This is a genomic window from Frankia torreyi (assembly GCF_000948395.1).
GTDB lineage: Bacteria > Actinomycetota > Actinomycetes > Frankiales > Frankiaceae > Frankia > Frankia torreyi.
In genome coordinates, this window is the sequence record NZ_JYFN01000088.1 from 1 (window position 1) to 21,983 (window position 21,983).

Consider the following 21,983-nt stretch of genomic DNA (forward strand, 5'->3'; position numbering starts at 1 on the left):
CCCGGCGGTGCCGGTTACCGCGTCGGTGACGTGCAGCTCGGCGGGGAACAGGGGGCCGTGGCCCGCTGCCCACAGCCGGGTGCGTACGGCGTCCTTCGCCGCGATCCGGCGCAGCAGCCAGGCGCGCCGCGCCGGCGGCGGGGTCGCGTCGTGCTCCGCCCGCTCGGCGGCGCCGGTGACGCTACCGAGGACCAGTTCCCGCGTGGCCAGATCGGGCCACTGCTCGGTGACGCGCACCCAGCCGCCGGGCTGCGCCAGCGCGAACGGATGGCGGTCCGGATGGCGGAACGCCTCGTCGAGCGCCGGATCGAGGTTGAAGCGGCGGTCCACCCAGCCCTCGACCTCGGCCCAGACCTCGGCGCCGTCGACGAGCTGCAGGTGGGCGTGGACCCACTGGTCGTCCACCCAGGTCACCCACGCCTGGCAGGTCACCGGGCTGCCCGGCGCCGGCTCCGGCCCGTACAGCCGCACCCCGCCGATGCGCACCGGGAACAGCACCAGCCCGTCGCGGGCCTGGGTGCGGATCCAGTAGCCGAGCAGCTGGCCGGCGGCGTCGAGCAGCGACCCGGGTGCGCGGGTGCCGGTGAGCACCGCGCGCACGCCGTGGGTGCTGTGGCCGAGCAGGGCCGTCACGCCTTGGAACGCCGGGCCGTGGAACATCCACCGTTCGCGGTAGAAGTCCCGCGCGCTGATGCTCGGCGGCTGCTCGGCGGCCGGGTCGACCGGCCAGCGCGCTGGCCGGGACGCCGGATAGCGGTCGGCGACGACGACCTGGGCGCTGGCATAGCCGGCGAACGTGACCAGCAGCCGGTCGGGCCCCACCGGCGCGATCCGGACCGCCACCTCCCGGGCGGGTGCGACGGGCAGCCAGGCGTCGAAGCGGGCGTCGGCGAGGCCGACGGCGATCCGCCCCGACGCCCGCTCGGCGGCGTCCATCATCAGCCGGACGGTCGTCGTCGCCGCCACCACGGGCCGCCTGTCGGCGTCGTCGGGCCAGCCGGGGCGCTGCGCGTGAAGCGCATGGTCGAGCAGGTAGGGCATCGTCCGCGGGGAGACGCGCAGGATCGCCTCCCAGCCGGCGTTGGTCCGCGTCACAGTGGTGAGCGCGGGTTCGGCCGCCCGCGGTGGTGCGGTCTGCGGTGGTGTCGCCGGCGGTGGTGGGGCGGCGAAGGCGCTGGCCAGCACGGACGCGGCGGTCTCGGCGGTGTCGTCGAGCAGTGCCATGAGCTCGCCGGCCAGGGGGTCGCTGGCAGCCCATGCGGCCAGCGGGCTTGCCGGCCGGGCCGGCTCCAACCTGGGCAGTGCCGCCGGGTCGAGGCGGACCGACGCCGCCCCCAGATCGAGGCGGACCAGCGGGCCACCGCGGCGGCCCGTCGCCCCCGCGCTGTCCGTGCTGTCCGTGCCGTCCGTGCTGCCCGTGCCGTCCGTGCTGCCCGTGGGGAGGGGAGCGGGTGGCGCCGCACCGGCGGGCGGGGCGTCCAGGGCGGCGAGGTCGGGGTCGCCGTGCTCCACCCACAGGGCGACGGCCAGCCGGCGTAGCTGCCCGAGCCCGTCGCGTTCGGAGCTGTTCGCCGCGATCGTCAGGTGCGGCGTCGACTCCAGGGTGGCGTCGACGAGTCCACCGAGGCGTCCGGGGCCGACCTGCACGAACACCCCGACGCCGGCGGCGGCCATCGCCTCGACGACCTGCCGGAACAGCACCGGTTCGAGCAGGTGACGGACGAACAGCTCGCGGATCGCGCCGATGTCCTCCGGATACGGCGAGGCGGTCGTGGCCGACCACAGCTCGGTCTGCGGTGCCCGCCGGATCCGCATCCGCTGGGTGCGTTCCCGTAATCCGGCGAGGTAGGGCCGCAGCATCGGGGTGTGGAAGCCGGAGCGGAACGGCAGGATCTGCACGACGACGTTGCGGCGGCGCAGCCCGCGGGCGAGCTCGGCGATCCGTGCCGGCGGCCCGCACACCACCGTCTGCGCCGGGGCGTTGTCGTGGGAGAGCACGACCCCGGGGTGGTCGGCGATCGCGGCCAGCGCGTCGTCGCGCGAGCAGCTCAGCGACGCGTAGTCCACCTCGGGCACGTCGCCCTCGTACGGGTCGGCGCCGAAGATGTCGGCGTCGACCTCCGCCTCGTCGAACAGGCCCGCGGCGAACATCGCGCTCCACTCGCCGATGCTGTGCCCGGCCACGGCGTCCGGCTCGACGCGCAGCCGGCGCAGCGTCCGGTCAAGCACCCGACTGGCGGCCAGCACACTGCTGCCGTGTGTCCCGAGGCCGTCGGCGGACAGTCGCGGCAGCGCGAACCCGAAGTGCGCGCACACGTCGTCGAGCCGCGGGGCGAACTCGGCCTCCAGCCCGGGGAAGACGAACGCCACCCGCGCCGGCTTCGGGCCGGCGAGCAGGCCGGACGCGCTGTACCAGACCTCGCTGCGACCCCGCCAGGCATCCCAGGCCCCGGTGCGGGCCCCGCCGGCGGCGTGCCGGGCGGCGGCGAGCCGGCGCGGGGTGGGATGGACCAGACCGAGGCGGGCGCCGGGACCCGTGTACGCGGGCGGGCCGCCGGCCGTCGCGCGCAGGGTCGCGTCGTCGGCGTCGAGCTGGCCGGCGAGCTCGCGCGGGGTCGCCGCGGCGAAGCGGAGGATGACGTCGGGTTCGCGGACCGTCGCCGCCGGCACCCCCGTCGCGCCGCCCCCCGCCGTGCCGCCCTCGGATGTGGTGCCCTCCGCCGTGCCGCCTCGGGATGTGCCGCCTCGGGATGTACCGCCTACGGATGTGCCGGCGCCGGCTGCGGCGGGCGCGGCGGACTGACCCGCGGAGGTCGGGTCCCGCCGCGCCCCCGGCGAGCCGACCCCCGCGGGGGATCCAGGCGCGCCGGTCCCGGCGCGCGGTGCGGTGGGCGGCGGCGCCTCCTCCAGCAGCACGTGGGCGTTCGTCCCGCCGAACCCGAAGGCGTTCACGCCGGCGCGGCGCGGCCCCGCGCTCTCCCACGGCGCGGCCGTCAGCAGCGGGCGAAACCGCGTCCTGGCCAGCGCCGGATGCGGATCCTCGCAGTTCACCGCCGGCAGCAGGACGCGGTTGTGCAGGGCCAGCGCGGCCTTGACCAGCCCGGCGACGCCGGCCGCCGCCATCGCGTGGCCGATCATCGACTTGACCGAGCCGAGGACGCCGACGTCGTCCCGGTCGCTGCCGAAGACCTGCGCCAGCGTCGCGAGTTCCGCGGCGTCCCCGGCCGGCGTCGCGGTGCCGTGCGCCTCGATCATGCCGACCGAATGCCGGGCGCGCGGGTCGAGCCCGGCCGCCGCCCAGGCCCGTTCGACGGCGAGGGCCTGCCCGGCCGGCTCCGGGTTCACCAGGCCGCCGCCGCGCCCGTCGCTGGACGTCCCGGTGCCGCGGATCACCGCGTACACCCGGTCGCCGGCGCGCTGGGCGTCGTCGAGGCGCTTGAGCACGACGACGCCGGTGCCCTCGCCGATGAGGATGCCGTCCGCGGCACGGTCGAACGGCCGGCTCTGCTGGCGCGCCGACAGCGCCCCGAGCTGCGCGAAGGTGCTCCACAGGGTGATGTCGTGGCAGTGGTGGACGCCGCCGGCGAGCACCGCGTCGCAGCGCCCGGCGGCGAGCTCGGTGACCGCGCTGTCCACGGCGATCAGCGACGAGGCGCAGGCCGCGTCCACCGTGTACGCGGGGCCGCGCAGGTCGAGCCGGTTCGCGATCCGGGACGCGGCCAGGTTCGGCACCATCCCGATCGCGCCGTCCGCGCGCTGCGGGCCGAGCTGGTCGGTGAAGGCCGCCCGGATCCGGTCGAGCTCGTCCGCGCCCAGGGCGGGCAGCAGCGTGCCGAGGGTGGACACGAGCTGGTGGGCGGTGCGCAGCCGCTGGTCGAGGCGGGCGAGGCCGGCGCCGAGGTAGCCGCCGCGGCCGAGGATGACGCCGACGCGGGCCGGGTCGCCGAGCCGGGTGGCGCCGCCGGCGTCGTCGATTGCGCTCGCGGCGACCTGCAGCGCGAGAAGCTGGTCGGGTTCGATGCCGGCGACGTCGGCGGGCGGGATGCCGAAACGCAGCGGGTCGGCGTAGGCGTACTCGTCGACGAACCCGCCGCGGCGGCAGTAGATCCGTTCCGCGTGGGGTTCGGTGGCGCCGGCCGGGTCGTAGAACTGGGGATCCCAGCGGTGCGGCGGCGCCTCACTGATCGACTCGATGCCGCCCAGCAGGTTCTGCCAGTAGGCGGCGAGGTCCGGGGCACCCGGCAGGAGCACCGCCATGCCGACGACGGCGACCGGTGGCTGGCGCCAGCCACCGGCGGCGGAGTCGGGCGGCGCGACGGCCCGGGGCGGGCGCGCCGGTGACGAGGGCGGGGCCGGCGAGGGCGTCATCGGGGTCGGGACTCCTTGGACCGGGAGGGACGGGTGGGACGGGTGGGACTCGGGGCGGGTGGGGCCGGGGCGGTGAGCCGGGCGTGACCTTGGCGGGAGGCGCGCCCGGCCGGTGGCCACAGGCAGCGGCGAGGGCCGGGCCGCAGTGGCCGGCTACCAGCTCGAAGCCGAGTAGACGACCGCGGGCAGGTCGCGGGGCCCCCAGGCGAGCTCGCGCAGCAGGCACAGGTGACCGGCGTCGGGGTCGATGAGGTCCACCCCGCGGCGCGCGAACTCCGCCTCGAGCCCCGGATCGACCATTCCCGGATGCGCGGCCGACGGTGCCCAGGGACCCCAGTGCACGGTGATCGTCCGGGTGTCCCGGTGGTGGGACCAGGCGGCCCCGAGGGTCTCCAGCGCGTCATTGGCGGCCGCGTAGTCCCCTTGGCCGCGGTTGCCCAGGACGCCCGCGATGCTGCCGAAGAAGGTCAGGAACCGGGGCGCGACGGGCAGTTCGGCGAGCGCGGCGAGCAGGGTCCGCGCCCCGGCGACCTTGGTGTCGAACACCCGCCGGAACGACTGCGGATCCTTGTCCGCGACGAGGGCGTCCTCGATGACCCCGGCCGAGTAGACGACGCCGTCGAGGCGGCCGTGGCGGGCGAAGACCTGCTTGACCGCCTGCTGGACGGCGTCGGCGTCGAGGACGTCGAGCTGTCGGTAGCGGGCCTGGCCGCCGCGCGCCTCGACGTCGGCGAGGGTCGCGGTGATCTCCCGTCCGGCGAGGAGGGCGGCGACCGCGCGGCGCGCCTCGCCGGGCGTGCGGTGCCCGAGCTCGCGCACCGCCTGGATCAGGCCGGCGCGGTCGACGATCCCGGCGGTGCGGGGATGCTCCGCGGCCGGCGGCGCGGTGCGCCCGGCGAGTTCCAGCCGGCAGCGCGCGGCGCCGGCGAGCAGCGTCGTGAACCCGGCGGTGATGCCCCGGGCCCCGCCGACGAGCAGGATGACGGCGTCGCGGTCGAGGCCGAGCGCCTCGGCCTCCGCCGCGCCGTCGGCGGCGGGCCCCGCGCCGGCCGCGGCCAGCGGCCCCGGCGGCACCGCCGTGAGCTGTTCGCCGAGCCGGGCGCCACCGCGGTGGACGACGACCGCCCCAGCCCCGGTGGGCCGGCCGAGCTCGGCGACCAGGATGTCCGCCGCCGCGGTGGTGGCGTCGAGCTCGATGAGTCGCACCAGCCGGTCCGGGTATTCCCTCGCCAGCGTCCGGAACAGCCCGCGCAGGCCGGCGGCGCGCTCGGTGGGCAGCGCCCGCCCTGGTCCGGTGGGTTCGGTGGGTTCGGCAGGGTCGGCGGGTCCGGCCAGGGAGGTCCGGTTGGCGGGGCCGGTCGGGTCGGCGGCGAGCGGGCTGACGGCGAGCGGGCTGACGGCGAGCACCCAGCGGGGCCCGGCGCGCAACGCCGCGCGGATCGCCGTGAACGTCTCCGGCAGCTCCGGCTCGCCCTCGGCGCGACCCCAACCGCACAGGTAGAGCACCCCGTCCAGCCGCTGCGGCGGCGCCTCGGCCAGCTCGGCGGCGGTGCGCGCGGTGACCGCCGCCCCGAGGTCCGCCAGCCGGGCTACCACCGGGTCGGCGACGTGGTGCACCGTCACGTCGCCGAACACCGTCCAGTCGGTGCCGGTGAGGTCGACCGTGTCGGCGATCAGCGGCGCGGGGACGGTCGTGAGCACGAACCGGGTCGGCGCCCGCCCACCACCGCGTCCGCGCCCGCCGGGCTCGCCTGGGCCGGAGTCGACGACCGGCGTGACCGTCCCAGTAGCCGCCGCGGGTGCCGTGGCGCTCGGAGGTGCTGTGGCGGTCGGAGATGCCGCAGCCGCGGTGTGCTCGGCGAGCCAGGTGGTGATGGCGCGGACGGTGCGCAGTCGGCTGAGTTCCTCGACGGCGCGGGGGCNGAGTGCGTCGGTGAGGTTCAGCCGTTGGGTGAGCAGGCCGGCGATCTCGGTGCGTTTGATGGAGTTGACCGACAGGTCGGTCTCGAGGTCCAGGTCGGGTTCGATCATTTCGGTGGGGTAGCCGGTGCTGCCCGCGAGGAGATCGAGCACGACGCCTTGGAGCTCGGCCTCCCCGGGTGTGGCCGGGATGGCCGGGTCCGCAGCCGGGTCCGCAGCCGGGTCCGCAGCCGGGGTGTGCTCGGCGAGCCAGGTGGTGATGGCGCGGACGGTGCGCAGTCGGCTGAGTTCCTCGACGGCGCGGGGGCCGAGTGCGTCGGTGAGGTTCAGCCGTTGGGTGAGCAGGCCGGCGATCTCGGTGCGTTTGATGGAGTTGACCGACAGGTCGGTCTCGAGGTCCAGGTCGGGTTCGATCATTTCGGTGGGGTAGCCGGTGCTGCCCGCGAGGAGATCGAGCACGACCGCGCCGACGTCGACCGCCGCGGGACCGCCCCCGTTCCCCGCGGCAGATCTGCCGTCCGCCGCGGCAGGTCGGCCGCCGGCCGCGGCAGGTCGGCCGTCACCGCCGCTGGGCAGGCCATCCGTCCCCGCCGGGGCGATGTCCGCTGGCAGGCCCACCACCGGTGCCGTTATGCCCACCACGGCGGGGGCCGACGGCGTCACCAGGCCGGTTCCGGCCGGGGCGGCCGGGGTGCCCAGATAGGACAGCAGGACGTCGCGCTGGGCGGCGAGCATGTCCCGCGCGGTCGTGAGGAAGTGGCCGACCAGAGCCTCCCGGGTCGGCACGTCCGCGGCCCGTCCCACGACGGTCTCCTGTCCGAGTGTCCCCGGTTGCGCGAGCGTCCCCGGCTGTGTGAACGCCGTCGCCTGTTCGAGTGCCCTCGGCTGCGCGAGTGCGGTGGGCAGGCTGCCTACAGGGGTTTGCGCGAGCGTCGCGGGCTGCCCGGACACCGGCGTTCGGGCCGGCGCCGCCGACTTCGCGGCCGCCACCGGTTGCCCGGCGGCCGACCATCCAGGGATGCCCGCGTGGTCGGCCGGTGCGAGGGGGACCCGCCGGGCCGGTGCGAGCCCGCCCGGCAGCGGCTCGCCGTCCGCGGTCAACACCGCCCGGCCGGACACGCTCCACCGTGGGCGGACCGGTGGCCGACTGCCCCGCAGGTCGGCGGCATCGCGTCCTTCGACCAGCCAGTCCGGGTGCAACGCCACCCCGGCGACGGCGAGCTGCGCCACCGCGTCGAGGAAACCCCGCAGGCCACCGCGGCGCCCGTCGCAGGCGACCGCGACGTGCGGGCGCTCGCCGAGGATCTCGTCGACGAGCCCGGTCAGCACCCGACCGGGACCGGCCTCGACGAACACCCGTGCCCCGGCGGCGTACATCGCCTCGATCTCGTCGACGAACCGGACGGGCGCGCCTACCTGCGCCGCGAGCTCCGCCCGCACCGCCGCGCCCCCGTCGGCCTCGACCACGGCCGGTTCGCTGCCGCCGGGCGGGGCGGGGTAGGGGGAGGCGGTGCGGTTCGCCCACACCGGCAGCCGCGGCGCCGTCACCCGGGTTCGGGCGAGGACCTCGGCGAACCGGTCACCGGCGGCGGCGACCAGTGGGCTGTGGAACGCGCACGCCACTGGCAGCCGCACGGCCCCCAGCCCGGCCGCGCGCAGCAGGTCGACGGCCCGCTCGACGCCGGCCGTCGCCCCGGAGATCACCGACTGGTCGGGGGCGTTGTGGTTGGCCACAATCACCTCGTCGGCGAGCCCGGCGTCCGCGAGCACCGCCTCGATCCTGGCCGCGCCGGCACGCACCGCCGCCATCGCTCCCGGATCACTCACTGCCCCCGGATCACTCGCCGCCCCCGGATCACTCACCCGTCCGGCCGGATCGGAGCCGTCGCCGCTGCCCGCCGCATCCACCGCAGCCATGATCGACTGGCCGCGGGCGGCGCTGAGCTCCAGCAGCGTCTGCGGGTCGAAGGCGCCGCCGGCGGCCAGCGCCACCAGCTCTCCGTAGCTGTGCCCGGCGAGCAGGTCCGGTTGCACACCGAGCCGGGTCAGCAGGTGGTGCACGGCGAGCCCGGTGATCCCAAGCGCCGGCTGGGCGACCCGGGTGTCGCGCAGCCGCGCCTCGGCGTCCGCGCCCGCGTCGCCTCCCACCGCTGTGCTGCCTCCCACCGCTGTGCCGAACGCGGACGGCGGATGCAGCAGGTCCGCCCAGGAGTCACCGGCTCGCAGGTAGTCCTGCAGCTCAGGGAAGGCGACGAACAGTTCGGCGAGCATCCCCGGCCGCTGACTGCCCTGCCCGGGGAAGAGCACCGCCACCCGCCCCGGCGACGACCCGCCGGACCCGCCCACCCCGTCCTGGGCCGGGGCGACGGGGGCCGGGGCGATGGGGGCCGGGGCGACGAACAGTCCGCGACCGGGGTGCGCGTCCGGGGCCGCCGCCCGGGCCAGCAGGTCGGCGAGATGGTCGAGGTCGTCGGCGACGAGGGCGAAGCGCACCGGCCCGCGGCGCTCCCCCGCCATCCGCGCCGCGGTCGCCGCGAAGTCCCGCAGCGCCCACGGTCGTCCCGCCGCGTCGTTCGCCGCGAGCAGGCGGCGCAGCTCCTCGACGGCCTCCCCGGCGGCGTCGAGGTCCGTTCCGCGGATCAGTAGCAGCTCGGCGGGCCAGCGGTTCAGCGCGTGCCGGGCGCCCGCCGTCGCCGGATAGCCGGCTACCACGGCGTGGTAGTTCGCCCCGCCGAACCCGAAGGCGCTTACCGCCGCGACCCGCCGTGCCGGCGCGACCGGCCACGGGCGGGCCGTGGCCGAGAACGAGAACGGGCTGCTCGCCGCGTCCCAGGCCGGATTCGGCTCGCGCACCCCCAGGGTCGGCGGGCGCACGCCGTGATGCAGCGCCAGCGCCACCTTCACCAGCCCGGCGAGGCCGGCGGCCGTCTTGGTGTGGCCGATCTGCGACTTCACCGAGCCGAGCGCGCAGGCCCCCGGCGCCGCGCCCGCGGCCGTGAACACGTCGGTGAGCGCGCCGAGTTCGGTGCGGTCGCCGACGACCGTGCCGGTGCCGTGCGCCTCCACGAGGCCGACGTCGGCGGGGGAGACCCCGGCGGCGCGGTAGGCACGTTCCAGCGCCACGCGCTGCCCGTCGGCCCGCGGTGCGGTCAGGCCGAGCGACCGCCCGTCGCTGGCCGCGCCGAGCCCCTTGACCACCGCGTACACCCGGTCGCCGTCGCGTTCGGCGTCGGCGAGCCGCTTGAGCACGACGCAGGCGACGCCCTCGCCGAGCGCGGTGCCGTCCGCCGAGGCGTCGAACGGCCGGGGCGCCCCCGTGGCGGACAGCGCGCCCACCGAGGAGAACATCAGGTAGTCGAGGATGCCGTTGTGCAGGTCCGCGCCGCCGCAGAGCATCACGTCGGCGGTGCCGAACCGCAGCTCCTTGCAGGCCATGTCCAACGCGGTCAGCGACGAGGCGCAGGCCGCGTCGACGACGTAGGCGGGGCCGCCGAGGTCGAGGCGGTTCGAGACGCGGTTGGCGATGATGTTGCCGAGGATGCCGGTGAACGTCTCCTCGGTTACCCTGGGTAGCTGTTCGTCCAGCTCGGCGGGTACCCGACCGTAGTAGGCGGGCAGCAGCCCGCGCAGGGTGATGGCCGCGGACAGGTCACTGTTCGTCTCGGTGCCGAACACGACACCGGTGCGGGCGCGGTCGAAGCCCGTGGGGTCGAGGCGGGCGTCCTCGAGCGCGCGCCGGGCGGTCTCCAGGGCGAGAAGCTGGACCGGTTCGATGCTGGTCAACGCGGACGGGGGGATGCCGTAGCGGAGCGGGTCGAACGGGATCCGCGGCAGAAACCCGCCCACCTTCGACCGGGTCCGCTCGCCGCTGGGGCGCCCGTCCCCGCCGTCGCCGGCGTCGAAGTAGATCTCGGGATCCCACCGGTCGGCCGGCACCGGGCCGATCGCGCTCGCCCCGGCGACGATGTTCGACCAGTAGCTCGCGAGGTCGGGCGCGTCCGGGAAGACGCAGGCCATCCCCACGATTGCGATGTCCAGCGGGCCGGGGCCGGGCGCGCTGGACATGGACGTGGGGCTCGTGACCGTCACGGCGGTGGACGCGGCGGCGGTGGACCTGGCGGCGGTGGACATCGCGGCCGGGGACATCGCGGTCGGGGACGGGGCGGCCGGGAACATCGTGGTCGGGGACGGGGCGGAGTCGGCCAGGCGGGTGCCGGTCAGTCTGCGGACCCGGCCTGCCTGGTCGGCGAGGAACCGGCGGGCCCGGATGGTGACGTCGTCGTGCAGGTCCGCGATGGTGGTCGCGGTCGCGCGCAGCACGGCGACCTGGCCGGCCATGAACAGGCCCGCGGACCGCTGGCGTTCGGCGTCGACGCGGAGCAGCTCGTCGCCGCGGCGCTCCAGGCCCTTGCTCGCCAGGCGTAACCGTCCGACGTTGAGCTGTTCGAGCCGCTCCCATGCCTCATGGTCGGCGACGCCGTCCGCGCGCAACTGTGCGCGCAGCTCGTCGAACCGGTCGACGAACGGGCTGGCCACGCAGCGGGTGAGATGGCCCGGCGCGGTCGCCAGCAGCGCCGTGGCGCGGGCCTGCAGCGCCTGGCGCTGGAACTCCGCGCCGATGGCGCCGTCGCGGACCGCCTCGCCGGTGAACAGGTAGGCGGTCCCCATCAGCAGGCCGACCTCGACGCCGCGGGCGGCCAGCGGCCCGGCCAGCGCGGCGACCATCGCCGCGGACCGGGCGTCATGGATGCCGCCGGCGAACAGCACCTGGACGGGGGTCCGCCGACCCGCCGACCCGCCCCTGTCGTCGGATCCCGTGTGGCCGGATCCCGCGTGGCCAGAGCCTCTGCCGTCGGGGTCTCGGTTGTCGAGGCCCCCGTTGTCGAGGTGGTCGAGCAGGACGCCGGCCTGGGCCTCCCAGAGCGGGAAGCTGCCACGGGGGCCGACGTGGCCGCCGCACTCGGCCCCCTCGAACACGAACCGGCGCGCCCCCGCGGCCAGGTACTGGCGCAGCAGGGTGGGGGAGGGGACGTGCAGGAAGGTGGGGATCCCGAGTCGTTCGAGCTCCTCGGCCTGGCCCGGCCGGCCCCCGGCGATGATGACGCACGACGGCCGGATCTCCCGGATGGCGTCGAGCTGGGCGGCCCGGAGATCCTCGGCGACGAACCCGAGGACGCCGACCCCCCAGGGCCGCGCACCCAACGCGTCGCGGGTCTCGGCGAGCAACCGGCGGGCCTGCTCGCCGGTGGCCAGCGCCAGCGCGAGGAACGGCAGCGCGCCGTCGCCCGCGACGCTGCGGGCGAACGCCGGCGAGTCGCTGACCCGGGTCATGGGCCCCTGCGCGACGGGGCGGGTGAGGCCCAGCGTGGTGCACAGCGGCGAGTCGCCGGTGAGGATCGCCGCGGCGGCCGCGGCCTCGGCGCCGCCGGCGGTCGCGGCGATCGCGCGGCGCACCGCCCTGACGGCACGCGCCGCCGTGCCGTACCGCTCGGCGAACGCACTGGCGAGGTAGCCGTCCTGGCCGACCGGGAGGAGCTGCCCCGCGCCGCGCCCCCCGAGCCGACCCAGCACCTGCTCGGGGGGCCAGGTCGCGGCGTCGCCGTGGGTGCGGCGGTCCGGCGCGGACTGCAGGACCCGGTGGCCGGCGGCGACGACGGTCTCGGTGCCGTCCATCCGGCGCAGCACCGCGGCGGTCTCGGCGGGCAGGTCGGACTCGGCGAGCAGGGCGAGCTGGCTGTCCAGCACGACTCCGGCCGCGCCGCCCACGACCGCCGCCGCCGCGGTGCGCACCCCGATCCCACCCCAGCACCACACCGGCAGGTCCCGGCCGACGCCGTCGAGCAACTGCTGGAGCAGGACGAACGCGCCGAGCTCACCAACCCGGCCGCCGGCCTCGTTGCCCCGGGCCACCAGCCCGTGCGCCCCCGCGGTCGCCGCCGACCGGGCCTGCTCGACCGTCGTGACCTCGACCAGCCGCCGCGCGCCCGGCAGCGCGGCGAGCTCCGCCCGGCCCGGACCGTCACCGGGCGGCGGCGCCGGGAGCAGGACGAGGCCGATGCGGTCGGCGAAGGCCGCGAGATCCCCGGGCGTGACCAGACCCGGGTGCGCCAGCCGGATCCCGAACCTGCCGGTGACCAGGCGCGCCGTGGTGTGCAGCGCGGCGAGCGCGGCGACCGGGTCGCGACCCAGGTCGAGCACGCCCCAGGCGCCGGCGTGGCACAGTGCCGCCACCAGCCGGGGATCGGGCACGCCGAACGGGCTCACCCCGAGGACGAGGTCGCGTCGGTGCCGGGCCGCGGCGGGCGCCGGGACCGGTGCCGGCGAGGTGCCCACCGCGGCGGCGGGAGGCTGCGCGCTTGCCTGCATGGACTCACTTCTCCAACGATGATCGGCCGCCGGGCGGACGGCCGCCGGGTGGACGGCTGGGTGACGGGCGGGACGGGCCGGGTCGGCGGACACGGGCCACGCCGCGACGGCGGTGCCCGCGGTGGGGCGTCAGGAGGCGGGGACGGCCGTGGCCCGGCGGTGCCGGGCGAGCCAGCCCTCCGGGTCGGCGGCCTTCTCGGCGTACGCCGTCGCCGTCTGCGCCTGGGGCATTATCAGAAAACGGCCCTCGGCGACGCCCTCGATCGCACATCGGGCGACCTCGTCGGCCTCCAGCACCGGGCCGGACGCCACCACCGCGCGGGCCGTCTCGTGACCGGCGTTCAGGGCGTCCACCAGCATGTCCGTGCGGACGCCGAGCGGGCACAGGACGCTGATCTGCACGCCGCGGCCGCCATGGGTGAGCGCCAGCCATTCCGCAAGAGCGACCGCGGCGCCCTTCGTCACGGCGTAGGGCGCGTCCCCGGGGATATTGAGCAGACCGGCCGCGGAGGCGGTGATGACAAACGCGCCGCTGTCCCTTTCCAGCATGCTCGGAAGCACAATGCGGGCGGCGTGGACGTGAGACATCACATTGATGCTCCAGGTGCGGGCCCACTGGCGTGTGGTGGCGTCGATCCCGGCGCCTGCCGCGATTCCGGCGTTGGAAAAGAAAACATCGACGGAGCCGAACATCTCGCGGGTTCGCCGGGCCAGCTCGTCGAGGTCCGCCGGTGATCCGACGTCGGCCCGGACGGCCTCCACCACGGTGCCTCGCAGGCCCACACGCTGGGCCGTCGCTCGTGCGACGGCAAGGTCGATGTCGGCGACGACGACCGCCCGGGCACCCGCCTTCGCGGCCTGATCGGCGAGCGCCGCGCCGATCCCGCGGCCGCCACCGGTGACGACGACAACCTTGTCCGCGAGCAGCATGGAAACCTCCCTGCCGATGGTGACATCCCAATAAAAGGGCAGTCGGCGGTGCCGCGAGATGGTATTCGGTGAATGGTTTCGCCGAGAAAGAGGGCGAGCTCGCGGGTCCGGTCCTGGACGGTCCGGATTGCTGAATCCTGCCACGTGTTGATCTGAGTCAGCAGGAACACTAGGCAGTGCCCGAACTTCGTGCAAGTGCAGTGGAAGGGCGATTTCCACCAAGGAGCTACCCCGGGCAACCGCCTCCGGGGGGCCTCGGGGCGCCAAAGGGGCAGGTCGGACGGTGCGCGCGGAGTGCGTCCGGTACGTCTGATGTGTCCGGATATCGGCAGGCAAAGGTGACTGGTTCTTTACATTCGGCCACCGCCGACGCCACCGCCGACGCCACCGTCGGCGCGGGTGGCCGGTGCGGGTGGCCGGTGCGGGCGCCTCGATGATCGGAGGCATCCGATCTTCCGGCCAACCAGCAGTTCTGGTTCTGGAAGTCATACGGATCATCTGTTGGACTTCTGCTATCTGGCCTGGAGATCCTGGAACGGCACCAGACCGGCCCGGATCACGACCAGGCTCCCCACCGAGGAGGACACATGTCGGAGCGCGACAAGGCGTGGCAGCCCGAGGACCTCACCCGGCTGTTCGTCGAGCGGGTCAACGTCCGCGACGCCGAGGGCATCGCGGCGCTCTACGAGCCGGATGCGGTGATGGCCTACCCGCCGGGCAGCGTGACGGTCGGCCGCGAGGCCATCCACGCCTTCTGGGCGAAGGTCCTGCCGCAACTGCCGCCGTTCGAGCAGGAGGCGCCCCTGCCAACCCTGGCCAGCGGCGACATCGCCCTGACCTCGACCCCACCGAAGGACGGCGCGGGTGCCCGCGCCCAGGTGGTCCGCCGCCAGCCGGACGGTTCCTGGCTGCGCCTGATCGACCAGCCGGAGTTCACGTCCCCGTCGGCCTGACCTCGTCGGTCTGAGCCGTTCGTCGGCCTGACCTTGTCGGCCTGACCTCGTCGGTCTGAGCCGTTCGCCGCCCGTTCGGTTCCCGCCGAGCAGGACGAATGCCTCGCCGTACGTCGCGGGCGGGCGACCGCGGCGGTCAGGCCACGAGGGCCGCGGCGAGCGTGGCGAGCTGGCCGAACGCCCGGGCGAACCCGACGGGGTCGGTGTAGTCGCGGGACTCGACGATCCGCCCGCCGCGCACCCGCAGCACGAAGATGCACACGACGTCGAAGTCGCGGGCGTGCGCCCGGCCGACGTAGTGGAACTCGCCGATGACGACCTCCGGGTCGGCGGTGGCGTGCACGGTCCGCTCGACCGCGGCGAAGCTCTCGACCCCGTCGGCCGCCGCCGTCGCCCCGCTGAAGTGCCGGCGCAGGTCGTCGCGGGTTCGCAGCGGCTCGGCCGGGAACGGGGCGAACGGATGGCGGACGTCGGTGGGCTCGGCGTACAGCGCGATGAGCGGTTCGAGCTGGGAGCGGTCGCCGAGCACGAGCCGCGGCACCGCGTCGGCGAGCGCGTGGAAGACCTCGGTGGGGGTGGCGGCGGCGGTCATCCTCAACCTCCTGGCGAGATAAGCGAAGTGGCGACTTCGGATCCTAGTCGAAGTCACGACTTCGTTTACGTCGCCTTGGCGGCGGGGGTGATACGACGGACGGAGGGGTGCCGTCGTCGGGTGAGGGGTGGTCGCGGATGCGGGTGGACGCCCGGCTGAACCGTGAGCGCATCCTCGCCGCCGCCGAGGAGGTGTTCGGCGAGCTCGGCGCGCAGGCGTCGACGGAGGAGGTGGCCCGTCGGGCCGGGGTGGGCGTCGCCACGGTGTTCCGTCACTTCCCGACCAAGACCGACCTCGTCGAGGCGACGCTGGTCCGGCATTTCGACGACCTCGTCACGCATGCCCGCATGCTCGCGGCCGCGCCCGCGCCGGGTCCGGCGCTCGGCGATCTGGTCACCGCGATGGTCGAGCGGGGCGCGACGAAGGTGACGCTGGCGAACCTGCTCGGCGCCGCCGACCAGGTCCCCTCCGGCGCGGCGGACGCGGCCCGGCGGCTGCGCGATGCCGTCGACGCCGTGTTGCGCCGCGCGCAGGACGCGGGGGTGGCCCGCCCGGACGTCTCCGTCGACGAGCTCTACTTCCTGGTCCGGGGCCTGACCCAGGCGGCGGCCGCGATGCCCGTGCCCACCGCGGTCAGCCGTGGGGCGGTCAGGGTCGTCCTGGACGGCCTCGCCGCGCATCGGTGACGGTCCGGGCCCGGTTGTGATCCTGGGCCCGGCCACCGTTCGTCGCGTTGCGTGGTGTCCCGTTGTGTTTTGACGCGTTGTGCCCGCGGTGCTTGGTGGATCGCCGGTCGTCTGCCTGTGCTCTGACATGCGAGGTGCGAGGGGCGGCATGCGAGGGGCGGCTGTGGTGCGTGCGAGGTGCGGCGTACGCGTGTGGGGCGACGGGGTGCGCGTGCGGGTGCTGCGCCGTCAGTGGGCGTTCTGTACGGCCTGCGCGGGCAGGACGGCGGCCCAGTCGGTCCGGTTGATCGTGTAGATGGCGTGGTCCTCACCGTGGAGGAACTCCAGGCGCTGCGGGGTCATGCCGAGCCGTTCGGCGACACGGACCGACGCGGTGTTCTCCGGCAGGATGACCGACACGACCTCGGCGAGGTCCGGCCGCTGCGCGAAGACCCAGCCGATGGCGGCGGTGGCGGCCTCGCGTGCGTAGCCGCGGCCCCAGCGGTCGCGGCGGATGAACCAGACGGCCTCGACGCCGGGCCAGCCGGGTTCGGTCCATAGCCCGGCGCGGCCGACGAGCGACCCGGTCGACCGCTCCACGACCGCCCAGGGGCCCACGCCGGTCAGCGCCCAACAGCCGATGTTCCCGGCCATCGCGTGCCACACGCTGTCCGGATCGCATCGTCCACCGATGTAGCGGGTGAACTCGGGATCAGACCAGATCTCGACGAAACCGGGGACGTCGGCATTGTCGAGCGGCCGCAGAACCAGGCGTTCCGTCGTGAGCGTCGGGATGGTCGTTTCGACCATCTTTGCCGTCGTCATACCGGCGTTCCGGCCGGCAGCGTGCGGCACGCCTCGAGAAAGGACGAGACCGCGGGCAGTCGATGATGCGACGGGGAAAAGGATGACGCGCACTGCCGCAGCCGGGATTTCACGGTGTGCGTCAGTTCGGCCGGTGCGCTCGTCATCACCTCCATTGCTATGCGGGCCGCCTCCTCGGGTTCCGCGTCGGGGCCGAGGAGATGTCGGGAGGCGTCGGACATGGAGGCGTGCTGTGATTCCTCGACGGTGAAGTCGGCGCCTCTGCGGCGGTAACCCGCCACCGCGATCGGCGCCCATTCACGGGCCATGTCGGCGTCGCCCATAGTGATGGCGACGCCGGACCGGAACATGGCGACCGCCGCCGGGCCGACCGGGGTTTCTCCCGGCATCGGCGCCATCGCGCAGGACGCCGCCTCCATCCGGTTCAACGCGCGCCGGGCGTTGTCGTTGTCGCCCGCCTTCGCGTAAGCCCGGGCCTCGTACGCGGCCATTCTTGCATCCATGTACGGGTGATTCACGTGGCGGACGACGCTCAGCGCGGCAATGGCCTGGCGATAGCGCTGAGTGTGATAGGCGATGGAACTCTGCAGTGCCGCGACCGACATGATGAGAACGGGCTCGCCGATCTCGTTCGCATACGTTCCGGCGAGGCCGGCGAACCGACGGGCGGAGCGGAAGTCATCAGTATTGAAGGCCAGCCGGCCGAGGAAATAGGTGAGCTGGCCGCCGAGCAGGGTCACCCGGCTGCGGGTGCCCGCGGACATCCGGCCGTCGAGGATCGCCTCGATCTGCTTCCAGCGCCCGGCCACCTCGCCGAGCAGGGCGGCGTGCGGGGCGGAGCCGTAGACCTGGGCGATCTCGTCGACGTCGGACTCCAGCTCGTCGAGCGTGCGGTCGGAGGCGCTGCCGGTCTCGATGCGCTGGCGGGTGGAGACCGCCAGGGCGGACAGGGCGGGCAGCGCGGGCAGGGCCGCGAACTCTCGCCGGTTCGTGGAAATCACCCCTTGATCGATCGTCCGTGCACCATTGGCTACGAGCATCCCCTCCGGTGCAGGAACGTATTCATCAGTCGGTTTTCTCATGGGGGGCACGACACCGAGGCGTCGCGCCCGCTTCTCCCGGTCGGCGGCGTCACGCAGCCGCCTAATTGCCCCCCCGCAGGGGAGAACGACATCCAGGGCGTCGGAGAGGTCCGGCGAAGGTACCTCCCGGCCGTTGACCGCCCGGGATACCTGCTGCCTTTTGAATCCGGTCCTTTCCGCGAGTCTGCTGATGTTGGTCTCGTTGTCTCCGATCAGGGATTGGAGCATGGTTGCCAGCTGGTCCAGCGCATCATTGCGTTGCCGTTCAGCCTCCACCGTCAACCTCCGGGCCGCATCCGTTTCGAGGGGCGCAACAAGTCCTTGCGGGACGAGCACCCATCTATTGCACTCTGTCGCCGAGCTGGGGTCGAAGTGTGTCATGGCACCAACCGAGGCACGCTCGGGCCACCCAGGTGGGTACCGCGGGAGTGCCCCCGGCACCGGTGATCCGGTTAACGCCGTTTCGAGGAGGTTTCGTGACACCATCGAGCCCTTCGGCAGGAATACCGAGTTCCGTATCCCCTCCCCTCGAGGACGAAGAGGTTGTGCACGCCACATCGCGGACCCCCGATGGGGGTGATTCGTCCTCGACTCTGCCGGGGTCTACCCGGGATGGGGGGGACATTCCGCCGAATCTGGCTCACACGGGTGGCGCGACGGGACCTTGGTCCCGATACCGGCGGCACCCCGACTACCGATGTGCTCCATGCACACCGACCACTCGTGCCCCCCGCCCCTCCCCGATTCGGGTACCCCCGCGGAGCCTGCCGGTCCGCCGGCCGGGTCGGCACTGGATCCCGCCCCAGGGCCCGCGGACGTCGGACTACGCGATCACAGTGCTCGATGCGGACGGCGGGCCGGTCGAGACCCTCGTTGGCTGGTCAGAGGCGTCGCTCGCGGAGGAACACGCCCGCACCCTCGCCGGCATCGCCGGCTACCGGATCGTGCCCTGCCGCCGTACCGGCGGTCGCTGAGCGGTGGGGCACCGCCCCTCGGCGGGTGGAAGCGCCAGCGCCCGCCGAGGGGCCTCACCACGAAGCGAAGCGTCGGCTGGGCACCAGAGCCCGTCCGGACTCCTCCGGTAGTCCTGTCGACAGGCTTGTGTGGCCCGAAGTGACCACAGGGGCCCCCGATTAGGCGCCCAATCGCCCGGTCCGCGTTGTCTGTCAGATGTGCGCGGTCTGACCGTTGCGTCCGTCTTGCCTGACTTGCTTGACTTGCGGCTCTGTGTAACCTGCCGGCTCCGGGGGCCGCGGGCGTGCCGGACCGCTGGGACGCCGGGCAGGTGGATGCCGAAGCCGGTGACGTGCGCAGGCTGCGACGAGTGCAGGCCGGAGAGTGCGCACGTCGGTGAATTGTCCGGTCGGTTGGCTGTCCGGGCCGGTTAGGTGCCCAGGTCGCCAAGGTGCACCGGCCGGTGGGGTGCACCTGGTCGGGAGATGCGCAGGCGGGAGTGGGCCGCAGTGGCGCCGTCTCGGCGGATGATTTCCCGGCACGCCGGCCGACCGTCGTCATCATTCGCTCGAATGGGTGGAACACGGAACGATCCTGCCCCGACCGGAATGGCCCGCCGCCGTGTCGGGCCGGCCGCGAGGGGTCGCCAGAGGGCCACAATCCGGCCGGCTCCACCCACCGTCCGGAGTGTGCAGAACAACGCAGCATCTTTGCGATCGACCCTGGATTGTCTAGAGGTATGAGCCTACGGCCAACACGGAGCAATGGTCGCGCACCTGTTGGGTGAATATCGCGAGACTGTTCGTCCGGCGCCGGCCTGTCGACTCGCCGACTCGGCCGCATTCGCAGAGTTTCCGAAACGGATGGACAACGGCCTCCGGGCCGGGTGGTCACCGCGTGGCCCGGGGGATTCTGGCGCGGTGGCGCGGTGGCGCGGTGGCGCGGTGGCGCGGTGGCGCGGTGGCGCGGTGGCGCGGTGGCGCGGTGGCGCAGGCGCGCAGGCGACGCCGGGCGGGGGGGTGTGGTGCCGGCGGGCGGCCCGGGTGACTTCGGGCTGCGCTGGTGGGTGGCCTGGGTGACCGTGGGGGAGCGGCTCGGGTGGGCGGCCTGGGTGACCGTGGGTGGGTGGCGCCGGTGCGCGGCCCGGATAGCCTTGGCGGGNGGGGGNCATCTGCCTGTTGCACGGGGCCTGGCACGACCCGACCTGCTGGGACGACGTCGTCGCCGACCTGCGTTCTCGTGGACACCGCGTGCTGGCCCCGGATCTGCCGCTCGGCGACCCCGCCACGACCTACGCGGAGCGCGTCCGCCCCGCCCTCGCCGCCCTGCCCGTCGCCCGGACGGACGACGGCGATCCGATCGTGGTCGTCGGACATTCGATGGGCGCCGCCTACGCCCCGCTCGTCTCGGCGACGCTACCCGCGGCACTCACCGTGCTCCTCTGCCCGGGGCTCGGCCCGCTGCGCGCGGGCTTTCCCTGGCCGCCGGCGGGCCCCGACGGCGTCAGCGTCTGGGACCCGTCGATGGCGGTTGCGGCGCTGTACCCGCGGCTGGAACCGGAACGGGCCTGGCACTTCGCCGCCCGGCTGCGGCCGATGGCCCCCGCCGCCGACCGCTACCCGCTCGGCCGCGCAGAACGGGCCGCGCTACCCACCGTCGTCGTCTGCGCCGCCGACGATGAGATGTTCGCCCTCGAGACCGAGCGGGATCGTGCCCGGATCTCTCTCGGTGTCGACCCCGTCGAGATTCCCGGCGGCCATCTGCCGATGCTCACCGACCCGGTCGGCCTCGCGGCCCTGCTGGACGGGTTCCTTCGCCGGTCCGCGTCGTAGCCGCCGTACCGGCGGTGGGCGCAAGGAGGTCGAGGAGCTCGTCTGTGTCAAGCACCCGGGCACCGATGTCGCGACACTCGGCCACTCCCCGGGGGTAGATCCGGGAGATCGCGTCGGCGACGACCACGACATCGAAGTCGCGTTCGCTGGCCTCGTAGACGGTCGTCCGGGGGCAGTTGGGGAAGTTGGCGCCGACCACGGCCACGGTGTCGACGCCCAGCGCGAGCAGCTCGTCGGCGAGCCGGGTCGCGTAGAACCCGCCCCACCGGGGCTTGAACAGCGCCCATTCCCGCGGCCCCACCCGCTGCGTGGCGCCCGCCAACAACGCACGATCGTCCAGGCGCACGCCGCCGCCCGGCGGCGCCAACGCGGGGTGGAGCTGGCTGCCGTCGCTGCCGGAGCAGACCAGGCGCCTGCCGGCGGCGATCGAGGCGCGCCGGCAGCGCTCCGCATTCGAGCCGTCCGGCAGGTAGAGCCGGACGAGGTGAAACACCGGCAGCCCGGCTGCGCGGAAACCGGCCGCGCCGCGGGCCATCGCCGCCTCGGACACCGCGACTCCCCTCGGGCAGTGTGCCTGCCCTGCTCTGCGCTGCCCGGGTCATCTGCCCCTGCGCTGCCCCGCTTCGCGCGGGCCCTCCCGCTCGACCTGGTTCTGCTCGGGCGCTCCCCACGATCGAGCCTGCTCGGGGTCGCGGCGGCGCCCGCTTCCTCGGCCTGGCGGGCGCCGACTGGGCCGGCGGCCAGCTCGCCTTCGTCGCCTCCGAGGCCGGGACCGGTGGGCGCGAGGGAGACGGCTGGCGCCCGGTTCACCGCGGCCGGCCGGCACCTGTTCGTCAACCTCCAGTACCCGGGCCTGACCTGCGTCATCACCGGACCCTGGGGTGCGCTCGTCTAGCCGGTCCTGGGTGGACGTCGGTGGTCGGGCGCCGCTTGGAGCTCCTGCGCCGACGGGCGAGAGCACCGATGCCGCCAGGCTGGCGGGATGGCGGTCCGTCGGAGTTGGACGGACGCTGCTGCTACGCGCAAGGACATCGCACCTCCATCGTGTTCTGGCTCGCCGCGGTTCCGCGCGGAACCGCGCGGACGGTCGGCCAGGCCGGATCGCGACGCCATCGGAGCCCGTCACTCCGTGATACGCCGTCGGCAGGAGATGACGACGGCCGAGTGAGGCTGGCGGACTGGCGGTGGTCAGGTGATGCTGGTGAGGAGGTCGGGTGGGTGGGTGTAGGGGTTTTGGCGTGGGCGTTGCGCCGGGTCGATGCGCCAGGGTGGGATGTAGGCGGGGTGTCCGGTGTCGGTGAAGAGGATGGTCCAGCCGTCGTGGTGGACCTGGCGGTGGTGGTGGCCGCAGAGCAGGACGAGGTTGTGTAGGGCGGTGATCCCGCTGTGTGTCCAGTGGATGACGTGGTGTGCTTCGCACCAGGAGGGTGGGCGGTCGCAGCCGGGGAAGGTGCAGCCTCGGTCGCGGGCGGCGAGGGCGCGGCGTAGGTGTGGGG

General features: G+C 74.6%; 12 protein-coding genes and 1 pseudogene. 4 read left to right on the forward strand and 9 right to left on the reverse strand.

The window, feature by feature from the left end; all coding sequences use genetic code 11:
- The 4 genes and pseudogenes from FF36_RS29165 to FF36_RS29175 all read right to left on the reverse strand — a co-directional run.
- A partial coding sequence (locus FF36_RS29165; RefSeq protein ID WP_044888423.1) for a type I polyketide synthase occupies positions 1–4,368 on the reverse strand: 4,368 nt, incomplete at its 3' end.
- Between the two features lie 153 nt (positions 4,369–4,521).
- Positions 4,522–6,069 carry an SDR family NAD(P)-dependent oxidoreductase gene (locus FF36_RS40490; RefSeq protein ID WP_339325625.1) on the reverse strand — a complete coding sequence of 516 codons (1,548 nt, stop codon included), beginning with the start codon at positions 6,067–6,069 and terminating at the stop codon, positions 4,522–4,524.
- 222 nt (positions 6,070–6,291) lie between these two features.
- Positions 6,292–12,654: pseudogene (locus FF36_RS29170) on the reverse strand (beta-ketoacyl synthase N-terminal-like domain-containing protein); the annotation flags it as partial.
- A gap of 129 nt (positions 12,655–12,783) precedes the next feature.
- Positions 12,784–13,584, reverse strand: a complete 801-nt coding sequence (locus FF36_RS29175; RefSeq protein WP_044888424.1) for an SDR family oxidoreductase — start codon at positions 13,582–13,584, stop codon at positions 12,784–12,786.
- Between the two features lie 587 nt (positions 13,585–14,171).
- Between FF36_RS29175 and FF36_RS29180 the strand changes: the two genes are divergently transcribed.
- Positions 14,172–14,537, forward strand: coding sequence for a YybH family protein (locus FF36_RS29180; protein ID WP_044888425.1), 366 nt, complete (start codon positions 14,172–14,174; stop codon positions 14,535–14,537).
- A gap of 136 nt (positions 14,538–14,673) precedes the next feature.
- Here FF36_RS29180 and FF36_RS29185 read toward each other — a convergent pair whose 3' ends face one another.
- On the reverse strand, positions 14,674–15,129 hold the full coding sequence (locus FF36_RS29185; protein ID WP_044888426.1) for a nuclear transport factor 2 family protein: 456 nt from the start codon (positions 15,127–15,129) through the stop codon (positions 14,674–14,676).
- Between the two features lie 137 nt (positions 15,130–15,266).
- On the opposite strand from FF36_RS29185, the gene FF36_RS29190 reads away from it, so the two are divergent.
- On the forward strand, positions 15,267–15,815 hold the full coding sequence (locus FF36_RS29190) for a TetR/AcrR family transcriptional regulator (protein ID WP_044888427.1): 549 nt from the start codon (positions 15,267–15,269) through the stop codon (positions 15,813–15,815).
- Positions 15,816–16,043: 228 nt separating this feature from the next.
- On the opposite strand, the gene FF36_RS29195 is transcribed toward FF36_RS29190, so the two are convergent.
- Positions 16,044–16,604, reverse strand: coding sequence for a GNAT family N-acetyltransferase (locus FF36_RS29195; protein WP_242422974.1), 561 nt, complete (start codon positions 16,602–16,604; stop codon positions 16,044–16,046).
- A gap of 11 nt (positions 16,605–16,615) precedes the next feature.
- Positions 16,616–17,977, reverse strand: a complete 1,362-nt coding sequence (locus FF36_RS29200; RefSeq protein WP_052681585.1) for an NsdA family TPR-like regulatory protein — start codon at positions 17,975–17,977, stop codon at positions 16,616–16,618.
- Positions 17,978–18,537: 560 nt separating this feature from the next.
- Here FF36_RS29200 and FF36_RS35710 point away from each other — a divergent pair.
- Positions 18,538–18,675, forward strand: coding sequence for a hypothetical protein (locus tag FF36_RS35710; protein WP_157866992.1), 138 nt, complete (start codon positions 18,538–18,540; stop codon positions 18,673–18,675).
- 1,158 nt (positions 18,676–19,833) lie between these two features.
- Entirely contained in the window at positions 19,834–20,487 is a 654-nt protein-coding gene (locus FF36_RS41285; protein WP_044888428.1) for an alpha/beta fold hydrolase, read from the forward strand.
- Here the strand turns inward: FF36_RS41285 and FF36_RS29210 are convergent.
- Both FF36_RS29210 and FF36_RS33580 read right to left on the reverse strand, forming a co-directional pair.
- The gene (locus tag FF36_RS29210) at positions 20,426–21,037 is read right to left on the reverse strand and encodes a cysteine hydrolase family protein (RefSeq protein ID WP_236706562.1); all 612 of its coding nucleotides are present in this window, start codon (positions 21,035–21,037) and stop codon (positions 20,426–20,428) included. The two genes, FF36_RS41285 and FF36_RS29210, sit on opposite strands and share 62 nt — an antisense overlap.
- A 638-nt stretch (positions 21,038–21,675) precedes the next feature.
- Positions 21,676–21,983, reverse strand: a 308-nt coding sequence (locus FF36_RS33580) for an HNH endonuclease signature motif containing protein (protein WP_131669501.1), incomplete at its 5' end; no start/stop codon positions are given.

Bases quoted from the DNA above. Each gene is read 5' to 3' on its own strand.
- FF36_RS29175 (WP_044888424.1), bottom strand. From the start codon at position 13,584: ATGCTGCTCGCGGACAAGGTTGTCGTCGTCACCGGTGGCGGCCGCGGG.
- FF36_RS29180 (WP_044888425.1), top strand. From the start codon at position 14,172: ATGTCGGAGCGCGACAAGGCGTGGCAGCCCGAGGACCTCACCCGGCTG.
- FF36_RS29185 (WP_044888426.1), bottom strand. From the start codon at position 15,129: ATGACCGCCGCCGCCACCCCCACCGAGGTCTTCCACGCGCTCGCCGAC.
- FF36_RS29190 (WP_044888427.1), top strand. From the start codon at position 15,267: ATGCGGGTGGACGCCCGGCTGAACCGTGAGCGCATCCTCGCCGCCGCC.
- FF36_RS29195 (WP_242422974.1), bottom strand. From the start codon at position 16,604: ATGGTCGAAACGACCATCCCGACGCTCACGACGGAACGCCTGGTTCTG.